Origin of the sequence: Burkholderia sp. 4M9327F10, assembly GCF_005503145.1 — a bacterium.
GTDB lineage: Bacteria > Pseudomonadota > Gammaproteobacteria > Burkholderiales > Burkholderiaceae > Paraburkholderia.
Genome location: NZ_SCNV01000059.1, coordinates 16,973 through 32,650 on the forward strand (window position 1 = coordinate 16,973; position 15,678 = coordinate 32,650).

The 15,678-nt window shown below is 63.2% G+C and carries 12 protein-coding genes; 6 read left to right on the top strand and 6 right to left on the bottom strand.

The genetic code is table 11. The annotated features are described in order from the left end of the window. Positions 1–552: 552 nt before the first annotated feature. Together clpS and clpA are read left to right on the top strand one after the other, a co-directional pair. Positions 553–867 (top strand): ATP-dependent Clp protease adapter ClpS, encoded by a 315-nt coding sequence (clpS, locus tag FFS45_RS33850; protein WP_074300583.1) that lies wholly within the window; start codon positions 553–555, stop codon positions 865–867. Beyond that, positions 864–3,161 carry an ATP-dependent Clp protease ATP-binding subunit ClpA gene (clpA, locus tag FFS45_RS33855; protein ID WP_137958992.1) on the top strand — a complete coding sequence of 766 codons (2,298 nt, stop codon included), beginning with the start codon at positions 864–866 and terminating at the stop codon, positions 3,159–3,161. Before clpS ends, clpA begins: the two co-directional genes overlap by 4 nt. Before the next feature lie 127 nt (positions 3,162–3,288). Here the strand turns inward: clpA and dut are convergent, their stop codons facing one another. The 6 genes from dut to FFS45_RS33885 all read right to left on the bottom strand — a co-directional run bounded on the left by dut (position 3,289) and on the right by FFS45_RS33885 (position 10,624). Beyond that, positions 3,289–3,735 carry a dUTP diphosphatase gene (dut, locus tag FFS45_RS33860; protein ID WP_137958993.1) on the bottom strand — a complete coding sequence of 149 codons (447 nt, stop codon included), beginning with the start codon at positions 3,733–3,735 and terminating at the stop codon, positions 3,289–3,291. 62 nt (positions 3,736–3,797) lie between these two features. After that, positions 3,798–4,799 carry an LLM class flavin-dependent oxidoreductase gene (locus FFS45_RS33865; protein ID WP_137958994.1) on the bottom strand — a complete coding sequence of 334 codons (1,002 nt, stop codon included), beginning with the start codon at positions 4,797–4,799 and terminating at the stop codon, positions 3,798–3,800. Positions 4,800–4,862: 63 nt separating this feature from the next. Then, complete coding sequence (gene coaBC, locus FFS45_RS33870) at positions 4,863–6,077, bottom strand: bifunctional phosphopantothenoylcysteine decarboxylase/phosphopantothenate--cysteine ligase CoaBC (protein WP_137958995.1); 1,215 nt, start codon at positions 6,075–6,077, stop codon at positions 4,863–4,865. Between the two features lie 38 nt (positions 6,078–6,115). Next, a complete protein-coding gene (gene lspA / locus FFS45_RS33875) occupies positions 6,116–6,616 on the bottom strand; it encodes a signal peptidase II (RefSeq protein WP_137958996.1) in 501 nt (166 codons plus the stop codon). Then, complete coding sequence (gene ileS, locus FFS45_RS33880; protein WP_137958997.1) at positions 6,616–9,453, bottom strand: isoleucine--tRNA ligase; 2,838 nt, start codon at positions 9,451–9,453, stop codon at positions 6,616–6,618. The genes lspA and ileS overlap by 1 nt, the downstream gene beginning before the upstream one ends. A 175-nt stretch (positions 9,454–9,628) precedes the next feature. Beyond that, positions 9,629–10,624: a bifunctional riboflavin kinase/FAD synthetase gene (locus tag FFS45_RS33885; protein WP_137958998.1), complete on the bottom strand. Its 996-nt coding sequence runs from the start codon at positions 10,622–10,624 to the stop codon at positions 9,629–9,631. Positions 10,625–10,788: 164 nt separating this feature from the next. Between FFS45_RS33885 and purN the strand changes: the two genes are divergently transcribed. From purN to FFS45_RS33905, 4 genes are all read left to right on the top strand, one after another. Next, positions 10,789–11,454: a phosphoribosylglycinamide formyltransferase gene (gene purN / locus FFS45_RS33890; protein WP_137958999.1), complete on the top strand. Its 666-nt coding sequence runs from the start codon at positions 10,789–10,791 to the stop codon at positions 11,452–11,454. Beyond that, positions 11,451–12,710 carry an RsmB/NOP family class I SAM-dependent RNA methyltransferase gene (locus tag FFS45_RS33895; RefSeq protein WP_137959000.1) on the top strand — a complete coding sequence of 420 codons (1,260 nt, stop codon included), beginning with the start codon at positions 11,451–11,453 and terminating at the stop codon, positions 12,708–12,710. Before purN ends, FFS45_RS33895 begins: the two co-directional genes overlap by 4 nt. A gap of 89 nt (positions 12,711–12,799) precedes the next feature. Further along, complete coding sequence (locus FFS45_RS33900; protein WP_137959018.1) at positions 12,800–14,152, top strand: mechanosensitive ion channel domain-containing protein; 1,353 nt, start codon at positions 12,800–12,802, stop codon at positions 14,150–14,152. A gap of 283 nt (positions 14,153–14,435) precedes the next feature. Beyond that, positions 14,436–15,632, top strand: a complete 1,197-nt coding sequence (locus tag FFS45_RS33905) for an acyl-CoA desaturase (RefSeq protein ID WP_137959001.1) — start codon at positions 14,436–14,438, stop codon at positions 15,630–15,632. Positions 15,633–15,678 lie beyond the last annotated feature (46 nt).

Here is a 15,678-nt window from a genome sequence, read left to right on the forward strand (position 1 = left end):
ACCACGAGCCCTCGAAAAGCATAACGGCTGCGGGTATGCAGCCGCTCCCTCCTCACAAGCTCACCTTCGGCATTTTTTCGAATATGTGGCTGACTGAAAAAAGTGCCAGCTTGATTGTTGAGGCTCTTTATTCGAGTGTCAAGAAAATTTTGAGAGGCGTTCTGGTGCGTTGCAAACACCCCATTTCCAGGGTTTTTCCCGCTTTTCTTATGTGCGCTGGCGCAACCGCCCCGTCTTGAAAAGTCGCATAATCGACTCACATGCAGTTCCGTGGGCCGGTGTTCCCGCAAGTATTACCGTATGACAGCGAGGTGACGCACGCGGCCCTCGTGCAAGCGATCAGCTTGGCACGGCAGGTTGTGCGATACTCGATCCAACTGCACTGCAACAGCAGTGGCAACAACTTCAGGAGGGCCGGCTCCGCAATCGGCTCCGTGCAAGACGCACGCGTGACAGGCAGCGCCGTTACGTGGGGACGAACAAGGGATCGCCGGACTGCCGGTGGGGTTTTGACAGGATTGCGGGCCTGTCCGAGTTGTTTAGAATGGGTGTATGGCAATTATCCCGGACAAGCAGGACGGCACCGTACTGGAGCGGCAGGAAAAAAAGCTGAAGCCGCCCTCCATGTATAAGGTGGTGCTGTTGAACGACGACTTCACGCCAATGGAATTTGTCGTGATGATCGTGCAGGAATACTTCAATAAAGATCGTGAAACCGCAACGCAGATTATGTTGAAGGTGCATCGCGAAGGCAGGGGAGTTTGTGGGGTCTATACGCGGGACATCGCGTCGACCAAAGTCGAGCAAGTCGTTACCCACGCACGGCAGGCCGGGCATCCGCTGCAGTGTGTGATGGAGGAAGCATGATTGCCCAGGAACTGGAAGTCAGCTTGCACATGGCGTTCATGGAAGCACGCCAGGCGCGGCACGAGTTCATTACGGTCGAACATCTTTTACTGGCCCTGTTGGACAATCCGACGGCAGCAGAGGTGTTGCGCGCATGCGCGGCCAACATCGAGGATCTGCGCCAGAACCTGCGCAACTTCATTCATGACAACACGCCGACCGTGCCGGGCACGGACGACGTCGACACGCAGCCCACGCTGGGTTTCCAGCGCGTGATCCAGCGTGCCATCATGCATGTGCAGTCCACCTCGAATGGCAAGAAGGAAGTGACCGGCGCAAATGTGCTGGTGGCGATCTTCGGCGAGAAGGACTCGCACGCCGTCTACTACCTGCAACAGCAGGGTGTGACGCGTCTCGACGTGGTGAATTTCATCTCGCACGGTATCGCCAAGACCAGCAGCACCGACGCCGCCAAGGCGAGCGATGCGAATGCCGAGTCTGACGAAGCCGCCGCGCAGAAAGAAACGCCGCTGGCCCAGTTCACGCAGAACCTGAACCAGATGGCGAAAGACGGCCGCATCGACCCGCTGATCGGGCGCGAATCGGAAGTCGAGCGCGTGGTGCAGGTGCTGTGCCGCCGGCGCAAGAACAATCCGCTACTGGTCGGCGAGGCCGGTGTCGGCAAAACGGCGATCGCCGAAGGGCTCGCCTGGCGCATTACGCGCGGCGAAGTGCCGGATATCCTGGCCGATGCGCAGGTGTACTCGCTCGACATGGGCGCGCTGCTCGCCGGTACGAAATACCGCGGCGATTTCGAACAGCGCCTGAAGACGGTCCTCAAGGAATTGAAGGAACGCCCGCACGCCATCCTGTTCATCGACGAAATCCATACGCTGATCGGCGCGGGCGCCGCATCGGGCGGTACGCTGGATGCATCCAACCTGCTGAAGCCGGCGCTGTCCTCGGGCACGCTCAAGTGCATTGGCGCCACGACGTTCACCGAATACCGCGGCATCTTCGAAAAAGATGCGGCATTGTCACGCCGCTTCCAGAAGGTCGATGTGACCGAGCCGACCGTCGAGCAGACGGTGGCGATCCTGCGTGGCCTGAAGTCGCGCTTCGAAGAGCACCATGGCGTGAAGTACTCGTCGGGTGCGCTGTCGGCGGCGGCTGAATTGTCGGCGCGCTTCATTACGGATCGTCATCTGCCGGATAAGGCGATTGACGTGATCGACGAAGCGGGCGCGGCGCAGCGCATCCTGCCGAAGTCGAAGCAGAAGAAGACCATCGGCAAGGGCGAGATCGAGGAAATCATCTCGAAGATCGCACGCGTGCCGGCGCAAAGCGTGTCGCAAGACGACCGCAGCAAGCTGCAAACGCTGGATCGCGACCTGAAGAGCGTGGTGTTCGGGCAAGACCCGGCTATCGACGCGCTGTCGGCGGCGATCAAGATGGCGCGCGCAGGCCTCGGCAAGCTGGACAAGCCGATCGGCGCGTTCCTGTTCTCCGGCCCGACCGGGGTCGGCAAGACCGAAGTGGCCAAGCAACTGGCGTTCACGCTGGGTATCGAGCTGATCCGCTTCGACATGTCCGAATACATGGAACGTCATGCGGTGAGCCGTCTGATTGGCGCGCCGCCGGGCTATGTCGGTTTCGACCAGGGTGGTCTGCTGACGGAAGCCGTGACCAAGAAGCCGCATTGCGTGCTGCTGCTCGACGAAATCGAGAAGGCGCATCCGGACATCTACAACGTGCTGCTGCAGGTTATGGACCACGGCACGCTGACGGACAACAACGGCCGCAAGGCGGATTTCCGCAACGTCATCATCATCATGACGACGAACGCGGGTGCCGAGGCCATGGGCAAATCGGTGATCGGCTTTACCACGCGCCGCGAAACCGGCGACGAGATGGTGGACATCAAGCGTATGTTCACGCCGGAGTTCCGCAACCGTCTGGACGCAACGATCAGCTTCCGCTCGCTCGATGAAGAAATCATCATGCGCGTGGTCGACAAGTTCCTGATGCAACTGGAAGATCAGTTGCACGAGAAGAAGGTCGACGCGTTGTTCACGGATGCGTTGCGCAAGCATCTCGCCAAGCACGGTTTCGATCCGCTGATGGGCGCGCGTCCGATGCAGCGTCTGATCCAGGACACGATCCGTCGTGCGCTGGCCGACGAACTGCTGTTCGGCAAGCTGATGAACGGTGGCCGCGTGTCGGTGGATGTGGATGCCGAAGACAAGGTGCAGCTCACGTTCGACGAAACCCCGGCGCCGCGCAATCCGAATCCGGAAGCAGTCGAAATCGAGTAAGGGGTTTTCTGGCTGTACTTTAGCGGCTAAGTAAAAACGGCGTGGACCATTGAGGTCCACGCCGTTTTTTTATCCGGGCCGCAACGCTTTGCGTGCGCGTGAAAGAGCTTTAAAAAAGCCCCGTGCTTCAGTGCTTGCCCGTGCTGCCGAAGCCGCCCGCGCCGCGTTCACTCTGCTCGAAATCGTCGACGATATTGAATTCGGCCTGTACGACCGGCACGATCACGAGTTGCGCGAGCCGCTCCATCGGATTCAGCGTGAACGTGGTCTGCCCGCGATTCCACGTCGAAATCATCAGTTGGCCTTGGTAATCCGAGTCGATCAAACCCACCAGATTCCCCAGCACGATGCCGTGCTTATGGCCCAAGCCCGAGCGCGGCAGGATCAGCGCCGCGTAGCCGGGATCGCCGACGTGGATCGCGAGACCGGTCGGCACCAGCGCCGTTTCGCCGGGCTGCAGCGTCAGCGGTTCATCGAGGCACGCGCGCAGGTCGAGGCCGGCGCTGCCGGTCGTGGCGTAGGCGGGGAGTTGGTCGCGCATGCGCGCGTCGAGAATCTTCAGGTCAAGTTTCATGCAGTTCGGATAAGTGGATAGAGGGCCAAAAAAGCGGGATAAAAGCTCGGCATGTGACCGGTTTAGCGGCCAAGCTGCAACGCGTCGGCGAGCAGTTCGTAGGAGCGCAGCCGCGCGCGGTAACTGCCCGCCACGGTCAGCACCACGAGTTCGTCGGCCTGGAATTGCTCCTGCAATGCGAGCATGCGTTCGGTCACGCTCTGCGGCGTGCCGATAATGCTGCGCGGTTTCTCGCGGTCAATCACCAGTTGCTCGCGCTCGCCGTATTCCTGGGCGAGGCCTTGTTCGATGTTGGGAATCGGCGCGTTCAGGCCGTAGGCCATCTGCACGCGGCGCAGGTCGACGGCCTTCTCCAGGTCCGCCGCCTCCTGTTCCGTATCGGCACAGATCACGAACACCGCCGCTGCAAGATACGGCTGCGCTTCGTTGCCCGCCTTGAAGCGCTCGCGATACGCCTGCGCGACCTGATGGCCGAAGTGTGCGTTGATGAAGTGCGCGAACGCGAAACGAATGCCCAGTTGCGCAGCCAGCAAACCGCCGAATTCGCTCGAACCGAGCATCCAGAGTTGCGGACGGGTTTCGACCTGCGGCTGCAGCAGCACGCCGTTCGCTAGATGATCGGCGGGCAGTGTGCCATTCAGCAGGCCGACCAGATCGGCTACCTGCTGGGGAAAGATCTCGCCGCGGTTATAGTCGCCCGCGGCCACCGCTTGCGCGGTGCGCATGTCGCCGCCCGGCGCACGGCCGACACCCAGGTCGATGCGGTTCGGAAACAGCGCTTCGAGCATCATGAACTGCTCGGCAACCTTGAACGGGCTGTAGTACGGCAGCATGATGCTGCCGGACCCCAGGCGAATGCGTTGGGTGACGCTGCCCAGGCGCGCCAGCATCACCTCGGGACTGGGATTGGACACGCCGCGCAGCCCGTGGTGTTCGGCGCACCAGTAGCGCGTATAGCCGAGATCGTCGGCCAGTTGCGCCAGTTCGACGGTGGCGGCAATCGCGTCCGCCACCGAGTGCCCGTCGATCACGGGCGTTTGATCGAGCACGGAAAGTAGCGTCATGACAGTACTGCTCCAAGATGACTCGAGGTTCCGGCAAGGCGAGCGCGTTCGTTGCCGGATCTTTTACCGGATCAGGCTCGTATCCGGCAGTCGCTTCGCGATTTCGGCGATCAGGGCGCCCGCGAGGGTCCGTTTGTCCGCGCGCGGCAGCTTCGTCGCGCCGCCCGCTTCGAACAGGACGACTTCGTTGTCGTCGAGGCCGAAGGTGAGCGGACCAAGATTGCCGATCAGAAGCGGCACATTCTTGCGCACGCGTTTTTCTTCGCCGTGTACTTCGAGATCGCCGCTCTCCGCCGCAAAGCCGACGCAGAACGGTGGGTGCGGCAGCTTCGCCACGGCTGCCAGAATGTCCGGGTTTTCAACAAAGTTGAAGGCCGGGATGGCGCGCCCGGCGGTCTTCTTGATCTTGTGGTCGCTGACATGATCGACGCGCCAGTCGGCCACTGCCGCCACGCCGATGAAGATGTCGTAGTCAGGCACCGCGCGCATGACCGCGTCATGCATCTGCTGGGCCGTTTGCACGTCCTCGCGGAACACGCCCCACGGCGTTTCCAGCGCAACCGGCCCGGCGATCAGATGCACGTCGGCTCCGGCCTGCTGGGCCGCACGCGCCAGCGCAAAACCCATTTTGCCGCTCGAGCGGTTGGTGATGCCGCGCACCGGATCCAGCGGTTCGAAGGTCGGGCCGGCGGTCAGCAGGACACGGCGGCCGGCAAGAATCTTCGGCTGGAAAAACGAGGCAATTGCTTCGTAGGTGGCGGCAGCCTCCAGCATCCGGCCGTCGCCGACTTCGCCGCAGGCTTGCGCGCCGGAATCCGGGCCGAGCACCTGGATGCCGTCGGCACGCAGTTGCGTGACGTTGCGCTGCGTGGCCGGGTTCTGCCACATCTGGCGGTTCATCGCCGGCACGACGAGCAAGGGGCAATCCCGCGCCACGCAAAGCGTCGAGAGCAGGTCGTCGGCCATGCCGTGCGCCAGCTTGGCGAGGAAATCCGTCGAGGCGGGCGCGATAACAATCGCATCGGCTTCGCGCGACAGATCGATATGCGCCATGTTGTTCGCGATGCGCGCGTCCCACTGGCTCGTGTAGACCGGACGGCCCGAGAGCGCCTGCATGGTGACGGGAGTGATGAACTGCGTGGCCGCTTCGGTCATGACGACCTGCACGGTGGCGCCTGCCTTGGTGAGCAGGCGCGTGAGTTCGGCGATCTTGTAGCAGGCAATCCCGCCGCTCATGCCGAGGACGAGATGTTTGCCTGCAAGTTCTGCGGTTGCCAACGAAAGCCTCCGAGACAAAACAACAGCGAGCAACAGCGTTAGCGCGAGCTGCGGACGCGCCGTAATTCGTCGAGCACGAGCAGGATCGCGCCGATCGTAATCGCACTGTCGGCGAGGTTGAACGCCGGCCAGTGCCAGTTGCCCACGTGGAAATCGAGGAAGTCGATCACGTGGCCATAAGCCAGCCGGTCGATCACGTTGCCGAGCGCGCCGCCCAGAATCAGCGCCAATGCTGCGCAGAACATTTTCTGCGCGCCGTGGCGCTTGAGCAGATAGCAGATCACCAGCGCTGCGACGATGCCAAGGCCCGTGAACGCCCAGCGCTGCCAGCCGCCGGCCATGGCTAGGAAGCTGAAGGCGGCGCCGCGGTTGTACACGAGGATGAGGTTGAAAAACGGCGCAATCTCATGCGGTACACCGTAGGCAAACACCTTCTGCACTGCGATCTTCGTGAGCTGATCGAACAGGATCACGATCAGCGCCACGCCGAGCCACGGCGCCAGCGAACCGCTGGCAGGTTTCGACAGGGTTCTTGCCATTATGCCGCGCTCCTCGTTTCGCCGCTGCCAAACAGATTGCTAAAGCACCGGCCGCACAGCGACGGATGTTCGGCGTTCTCGCCGACGTCGGCGCGGTAGTGCCAGCAGCGTTCGCATTTCAGATATTTCGATGCGACCACTTCGACGCTTTCGCCTGCTTCGCTATCCACCTTCACGACCGTTGCCGCGGAGGTGATCAGCACGAACTTCAGATCTGCGCCGAGGCTCGCCAGCGCGTCGTGGCGCGCACCGCTCGCGCGGATTTCGACTTCCGCCTGCAGCGACGAACCGATCAGGTTCGCCACGCGGGCTTCTTCCAGCGCCTTGGTGACGTCGCTGCGCACCGCGCGCAGCAGCGTCCACTTCTCGAGCAGGGCGGCGGCGTCCGCGACTTCCGGATAGGCGTGATAGGTCTCGGTGAAGATCGTTTCGCTACCCGGCTGGAACACCTTCCACGCTTCTTCTGCGGTGAACGACAGGAACGGCGCCATGATGCGCAGCAGACCCTGGGCGATGTGATACAGCGCAGTCTGGGCGGCGCGGCGCGCAACGGAGTCCGCTGCCGTGGTGTACAGGCGGTCCTTCAGCACGTCGAGGTAGAAGCCGCCGAGATCTTCCGAGCAGAACGTCTGCAGCTTGGCCACGACCGGGTGGAACTCGTACTTGTCGTAGTGCGCGAGGATATCCGTCTGCAGATTGGCCGTCAGCGCCACCGCATAGCGGTCGATCTCAAGCCAGTCTTCGACCGGGCGCGCGTGCTTCTCGAAGTCGAAGTCCGACAGATTGGCGAGCAGGAAGCGCAGCGTGTTGCGGATGCGGCGATAGCTCTCCGTCACGCGCTTGAGGATTTCCTCCGAGATCGCCAGTTCGCCCGAATAGTCGGTCGAGGCGATCCACAGGCGGATGATTTCCGCGCCCAGGCGGTTCGCCACTTCATGCGGGTCGATGCCGTTGCCGAGCGACTTGCTCATCTTGCGGCCTTCGCCGTCCACGGTGAAGCCGTGCGTGAGCAGCGCGTTGTAGGGCGGACGGCCGTCGAGCATCGAGGCGGTCAGCAGCGACGAATGGAACCAGCCGCGGTGCTGGTCCGAGCCTTCCAGATACAGGTCGGCCGGGAACTGCAGTTCGTCCTTGTGCGAGCCGCGCAGCACGTGCCAGTGCGTGGTGCCCGAATCGAACCACACGTCGAGCGTGTCGCGGTTCTTTTCATACAGGTTGGCGTCGTCGCCGATCAGCTCGCGCGGATCGAGCGATTGCCACGCCTCGATGCCGGCCTTCTCGACGCGTTGCGCGACTTCTTCGAGCAATTCCAGCGTGCGCGGATGCAGCTCGCCGGTTTCCTTGTGGACGAAGAAGGCCATCGGCACGCCCCATTGGCGTTGCCGCGACAGCGTCCAGTCCGGGCGGTTGGCGATCATGCTGAAGAGGCGCTGCTTGCCCCACGACGGGTAGAACGCGGTGTTCTCGATGCCTTCGAGCGCGGTTTCGCGCAGCGTCTTGCCGCTGTCGTTCGGCTTCACATCCATGCCGGCGAACCACTGCGAGGTGGCGCGGTAGATGATCGGCGTCTTGTGACGCCAGCAGTGCATGTAGCTGTGCTCGTACTTTTGGGTGCGCAGCAGCGAGCCGGCGTTCCCGAGCGCTTCGACGATCTTCGGATTCGCTGCCCAGATCGACAGGCCACCGAACAGCGCGAGCGATTCGATATAGCGGCCATCGCCCATGACCGGGTTGATGATGTCCGAATCGGCCATGCCGTGCGCCTTGCACGACACGAAGTCTTCCACCCCGTAAGCGGGCGACGAGTGAACGATGCCGGTGCCGCTTTCCGTCGTCACGTAGTCGCCGAGATAGACCGGGGCAGTGCGCTTGTAGCTCGGATGCGCGGAAGCAAGCGGGTGATGGAAGCGCAGGTTGGCGAGCTTCGCGCCCGTGGTGGTGGCGACCACATGGCCTTCGAGGCCGTATTGCTTCAGGCACGCTTCGACGCGCTCCTGCGCGAGGATCAGCAGGCCGCGCGGCGTATCCACCAGCGCGTAGACGATCTCCGGATGGACGTTGAGCGCCTGGTTGGCGGGGATCGTCCAGGGCGTCGTGGTCCAGATCACGATGCCGCCTTCGCTGCGCGGCAAGGCGGCGAGGCCGAACGCCTGCGCGGTCTTTTCCGGGTCGGCGAAGGCGAACAGCACGTCGATGGTCGGATCGGTCTTGTCCGCGTACTCGACTTCCGCCTCAGCCAGCGCCGAACCGCAGTCGAAGCACCAGTTCACCGGCTTCAGGCCGCGGAACACGTAGCCCTTTTCAATGATCTTCGCGAGCGCGCGGATTTCGCCGGCTTCGTTCGAGAAGTTCATGGTCTTGTACGGGTTGTCCCAGTCGCCAAGCACACCGAGACGGCGGAAACCGAGCTTCTGCTTTTCGATCTGCTCGGTGGCGTAGGCGCGCGCCTTCTGCATCACCTCGGCGGCCGGCAGCGATTTGCCGAACTGCTTTTCGATCTGGATTTCGATGGGCATGCCGTGGCAGTCCCAGCCCGGCACGTAGGCCGCGTCGAAGCCGGCCATATTGCGCGCCTTGACGACCATGTCCTTGAGGATCTTGTTCACCGCGTGGCCGAGGTGGATGTCGCCGTTGGCATACGGCGGGCCGTCGTGCAGGACGAACTTCTTGCGCCCCTTGGAAGCCGCCCGGATCGTTTCGTAGACCTTGCGTTCCTGCCATTCCTTGACCCATTGCGGCTCGCGCTTGGGCAGGTCGCCACGCATCGGAAACGGCGTGTCGAGCAGGTTGACCGGGTAGCGGGACTGCGGTTTCGAATCGGCTTTCTTGTTGCTCATGGTGTGGTCGCGGTGAATTCTTTCGATGCGCGGTAAGTGCGCGATTTGCGCACGAAGCGCGGGGCGTTGGGCGCGCCCGGCAGGCCTGTTCCGTGATCCACGGACGCCCTTCGATGCGCGCGGCGAGGGCGCGTGCTGCGCTCAATCCTGAGAGCGCCGGCACGCACCGCGGCGGCTATCTAATTCGATCCGTGGCTGAAGTCGCGAAGCCGGTCGAGCGGCTGCCCGGCGTGCCGGTGCCTACCGCCGCAAACCACGCACGCGCGTTGGCGACGTCGCGGGCGATGGCGGCGGTTAGCGTTTCGAGGTCGATGTACTTTTCCTCATCACGCAGCTTCTTCAGGAATTCGACCCGTACGAGTTTGCCGTAAGCGTCGCCATGCCAGTCGAGCAGATGGACTTCAAGCAGCACGCGGCCGGAATCGTCGACGGTAGGGCGCAGGCCGAGGCTTGCGACGCCCGGCACCGGTTCTGCCTCGATGCCGTGTACGCGCACCACGAAAATGCCCGCCAGCGCCGGGCGCTTGTGGGCGATCGGCAGGTTCAGCGTGGGAAAGCCGAGGTCGCGGCCGAGCTTCATGCCGTGCACCACGTGGCCGCTGATCAGGTAATCGCGGCCGAGCGCGGCACGCGCGGCGTCGAGATCGCCCGCCACCAGCGCCGCGCGCACACCCGAGCTGGAGATGCGCGCGCCGGACGGGTCTGCGACGGTCGCCATCTGCTCGACTTCAAAGCCGTGCTGCTCGCCCGCCGCTTTCAGCGAGCCGAAGTCGCCCGCACGCTTCGCGCCGTAGCGGAAATCGTCGCCGATCATCACCCAGCGCGCATGCAGGCCGTTGACGATGATCCGTTCGACGAAGGTATCCGGCGACTGGCTGGCAAAGGTGTGATTGAAGTGCTCGACCACGACCCGGTCCACGCCGTTGGTGCGCAGCGCCTCCAGCTTGTCGCGCAGCATGGCGATGCGCGGCGGCGCGCCGGCCGGATTGAAGAATTCGCGCGGGTGCGGCTCGAAAGTCATCACGCAGACGGGCAGCCCGCGCGCGTCGGCCGCCGCCCGCACATGGGCGAGCAGAGCCTGATGGCCGCGGTGGACACCGTCGAAGTTGCCGATGGTCAGGGCGCAGGGCGCACGGCTCTCGGCATTGGGAAGACCGCGGAAGACTCTCACAATAGCGGGTTGGGCGACTTTTTAAATGTGGGGCAGCGTGTAACCAGCCGGCCTGCGCGGATGCCGCATGCGCGGACGCTGCAAAACAAACGATTATAAACGCTCAAAGCGGGACGGGGCGGCGCAGCGCCGTTCCGGCGTCCCCCGAATGATAAAATCCGCGGATGAAAAAACTTGTCATCCTGATTTCGGGGCGGGGCAGCAACATGGAAGCCATTGTGCGCGCCTGCTCGCACGAAGGCTGGCCGGCGCAAGTCGCCGCCGTGATTGCCAACCGCCCAGACGCCGCGGGCCTTGAGTTTGCCGCGTCACACGGCATTGCCACAGCGGTGGTCGACCACCGCCAGTTTCCCGACCGCGAGTCGTTCGACGCCGCTCTTGCGCGCCAGATTGACGCTTTCACGCCGGATCTGGTCGTGCTCGCCGGCTTCATGCGCGTGTTGACGTCCGGCTTTGTCGACCACTACGCGGCGCGTATGCTGAACGTGCATCCGTCGCTGCTGCCGAGCTTCGCGGGCCTGAAAACCCACCAGCAGGCGCTCGACGCCGGCGTGCGCCTGCACGGCGCTTCTGTCCATTTTGTCACGTCACAGCTCGATCATGGGCCTATCGTGATCCAGTCGGCCGTGCCGGTGCAGGACGGCGACGACGCTGCGGCGCTCGCCGAGCGCGTGCTGGCTACCGAACACGTCATTTACCCCCGCGCGGTGCGCTGGTTCGTCGAAGGGCGCCTCGCGCTCGACGGGCTGCGCGTCACGCTGACGCCGCCGGAGCCGCAATGGCTCTTTGCCGACATCAATAGCAACAAGATCGCCGGAGAGGGCGTATGAGACTGCATGGATTTCTGATTGGACAAACCGAAACGCTGCTGGCGGACGTGCTGAAGCTGGCCGGCCCCGCCGACGCGGCCACCAGCCGGTTTTTTCGCGCCCACCCGAAGCTTGGGCACGGCGAGCGCGGTGTGATCGCTGAAGCGGTGTTCGCGGTGCTGCGCCGGCGCATGGAGTTCGCCCACCTGGCCGAAAGCGGCACGGGCAGCCCGGCACGCCGGATGGCCTTGCTCGGCCTGATGCAAACGGCGGGGCGCTCGGCCCTGAAGCCGTTTGTGTCCGATACCGAGTCCAACTGGCTCGAACACGTCGCGAAGATCGACCCGGAAAGTTTGCCGCTGCGGATTCGCATGAATCTGCCCGACTGGATCTATCAGGCGCTGTCGCAGCGCTTCGAGGCCGAAGAGCTGGCGCAGCTGGCCGCCGCGCTGAACTACCCGGCGCCGCTGGACCTGCGCGCCAACCCGATCAAGGCGACCCGCGACGACGTGCTGGGCGCGCTCTCGAAGGCCGGCATCGAGGCAGGCGCGACGCCGTTTGCGCCGCTGGGCGTGCGGGTGGTCGGCAAACCGCCGCTCACCAAGCTCGACGCGTTCCAGAACGGCTGGGTCGAGGTGCAGGACGAGGGCAGCCAGTTGCTGTGTTCGCTGGTCGCGCCCCGGCGCGGAGAAATGATCGTCGACTTTTGCGCCGGCGCGGGCGGCAAGACTTTGGCGCTGGGCGCGATGATGCGCTCCACGGGCCGTCTGTACGCGTTCGACATCTCCGAGCGGCGCCTCGCCAAGCTCAAGCCACGCCTCGCGCGCAGCGGGCTGTCGAACGTCAACCCGGTCTTGATCGACAGCGAGCATGACGCCAAGATCAAGCGCCTTGCGGGCAAGATCGACCGCGTGCTGGTGGATGCGCCGTGCAGTGGCCTCGGCACGCTGCGCCGCAATCCGGACCTGAAATGGCGTCAATCGCCGGAATCGATCGCGGAACTGGCGCCCAAGCAGTTGTCGATCCTGACGAGCGCGGCGCGCCTCGTGAAGGTCGGCGGGCGTCTGGTGTATGCGACCTGCAGCATTCTGGAAGCGGAGAACGAAGCGATCGTCACGCAGTTCCTCGCCAATCATCCGGGCTTCGCGCTCGTGCCGGCGCGCGACGTGCTGGCTGAGCAGCGCGTCGAGATCGAGATGGGCGACTACCTGTCCCTGTGGCCGCACCGCCACGCCACCGACGGCTTTTTCGCCGCCGTGCTGGAGCGCCGCGCTTAAGGCGCAGCAAGCGCCGCGGGCGCGCCGGCTGCCTTGATTTGATGTAATTGTCATGGCAGTCGCGCCGCGCCGGGCGCCACAACGACACCATGCACAACCGGATCTTCTCCCACCTGTTCGGCGACGTTGCCCACGACTTTGGCCAGCCCGTGATGCTCTGGCAGGTGGGCCTGCTGCTCGGCACGCTGGCGCTTGCTTGGGGGCTCGCCTGGCTGCTGCGCCGCACGCTAGATCTGCGCCGCCAGACGCGGTATCAGGCGCTGCGCTTCGGCGCGGAAAGCCTGAACCGCGCATTTTTTCCATTAATCGGCGCGGGTCTGGTCTGGATTGCGCAGGCGGTCGCCGGCCCGTTCATGCACACCGCGCTGCTCGACCTGGCGCTGGTGCCGCTGTTCGGCATCGGCCTGATCTACGTGATGTTTTTCTTCGCCCGCCGCGTCTTTGCGAGCCATGGCGAAGCGCATACGTGGCTTTTCTTCGGCGAGAAAATCGTTTCGCTGATCGTCTGGATCGGCATGGTGCTCACCGTGATGGGCATTCAGGACGACGTGCTCGACTGGATGGCCAGCGTGCATTTTCGCGTCGCCAATGCGCATATGACGCTGCTGTCGCTCTCCACCGGCCTGCTGTGGGTCTGCGTGACGATGATCGTGGCGATGTGGCTCGGCTCGGCATTCGAAGAACGGCTGATGCGCTCGCGCACGCTCGACGCGAATCTGAAAGTGGTGGTGGCGCGGGTCGGCCGGGCGTTGTTCATGCTGGCCGCGGTGCTGATCAGCCTGTCGCTGGTCGGCATCGACATCACCGTGCTCGGCGTGTTCGGCGGCGCGCTGGGCGTGGGGCTCGGCTTCGGCCTGCAGAAGATCGCCAGCAACTATGTGTCCGGCTTCATCATCCTGATCGACCGCTCGCTGCGGATCGGCGACACCATCAACACCGGCGGTCTGCAGGGCATGGTCACGCAGATCCGCACCCGCTATACGGTGGTGCGCGGTCTCGACGGCATCGAAACGCTGATTCCGAACGAAAAGCTGATTACCGACGTCGTCCAGAACCAGTCGTCGTATCTGACGCGCGGCTACGCGAAGCTTGCGGTGCAGGTCGCTTATACCTCGGACGTCGAGCAGGCCATGAGCTTGCTCGCGCAAGCGGCCGCCGGGGTGGAGCGGGTGCTGCGGGACCCGGCGCCCACGCCTTATCTGGCGGGCTTTGGGCAGGACGGGATCAACCTCGAGCTGGGTTTCTGGATCGAGGACGCCGCGACCGGTACCGCCGGCGTGCGCTCGGCGATCAACCGCAATATCTGGCGCCTCTTTAGCGAAAACGGCATTTCGATCCCGTTCGCCCAACGCGAAGTGCGTATTGTGGGCGCGAGCGACATACTGTCGCGACCGGCAAATATGACCGAAGGGGTGGCTGGCGAGCCGGACGGCGCCGCCTGACGGGGCGCCGGCGTCACGCCGGCGTATCAAAAAAGCGCGCCAGCGTGTTTCCCCCAGGTTGATGCGCCACAAAAAATCCCCAATTGTTACAAACACTTGGAACGGTTCAAGTAGAATAACGTCCAATCTGGCCGTATGCTTTCACTTTCTTGACGCCGCGTTTTTGATCATCCCTTTGGTTACTTTGGTTAGCCGTTTCCTGGTTATCTTTGGTTGCCGTTCGGTTGTTGTGTGCGCGTTGTCTTCAGGTGTCCTGTCACTCTCGTTTCACAGGTAAATTGCCTTGCTGAATTCCTTGCTTGATTTTCTTGCCCACGGTCTGCTGCGCTTCTCCTGGTGGCAACTCGTGGTGTACACGCTTGTGGTGACGCACATCACCATCGTCGGCGTTACGGTGTATCTGCACCGCTGCCAGGCGCACCGCGCCCTTGACCTGCATCCCGCAGTCAGTCATTTTTTCCGCTTCTGGCTGTGGATGACCACGGGCATGCTGACCGGCCAATGGGCCGCGATTCACCGTAAGCATCACGCCAAGTGCGAAACCGAAGAAGATCCGCATAGCCCGCAAACGCGCGGCATCTGGAAGGTTTTGCTGGAAGGCGCCGAGCTGTATCGCACGGAAGCGAAGAACGAAGAGACCATGCGCAAGTTCAGTCACGGCACGCCGAACGACTGGATGGAACGCAACGTTTACACGAAGTACCCGATTCTGGGCGTGAGCCTGATGATGGTGCTGAACGTGGCGCTGTTCGGCCTCGTCGGCCTGACGGTCTGGGCCGTGCAGATGATCTGGATTCCGTTCTGGGCGGCCGGCGTCGTCAACGGTCTCGCGCACTTCTGGGGCTATCGCAACTTCAACTCGTCGGATGCGAGCACCAACATCTTCCCGTGGGGCATCCTGATCGGTGGCGAAGAACTGCATAACAACCACCACACGTATGCGACTTCGGCCAAGCTGTCGAACAAGTGGTACGAGTTCGATATCGGCTGGATGTACATCCGCATCATGTCGGCGTTCCGCCTCGCCAAGGTGAAGAAGATTGCGCCCACGCCGCGCCTGACCACCGGCAAGCTGGTGCTCGACCAGGACACGCTGCAAGCCGTGCTGGCCAACCGCTATGAAGTGATGGCCCGCTACGGCAAGGCGCTCAAGCGCGCTTATCGCCAGGAACTGGCGCATCTGAAGGAAGTGGGCGCGCGCGAAAAGTATCAGTTGATGCGCGGTGCACGCAGCTGGTTCCACAAGGAAGAAGCCGGCCTCGACGAACCGCAGAAGCGTCAGTTGCCGCAGATCTTCGCGAACAGCCAGAAGCTGCGCACTTATATCGAACTGCGTAATGAGCTGGCCGCCATGTGGGAGCGTTCGAACGCTTCGCGTGAACAGTTGCTGGTGCAGTTGCAGGATTGGTGCCATCGCGCGGAACAAAGCGGCATCAAGGCTCTCCAGGAGTTTGCAACGCGCCTGCGTCGCTATGCATAAGCACGAAATCTATTAAAATTTAGTTACGTCACAAAACCCCGCGTTG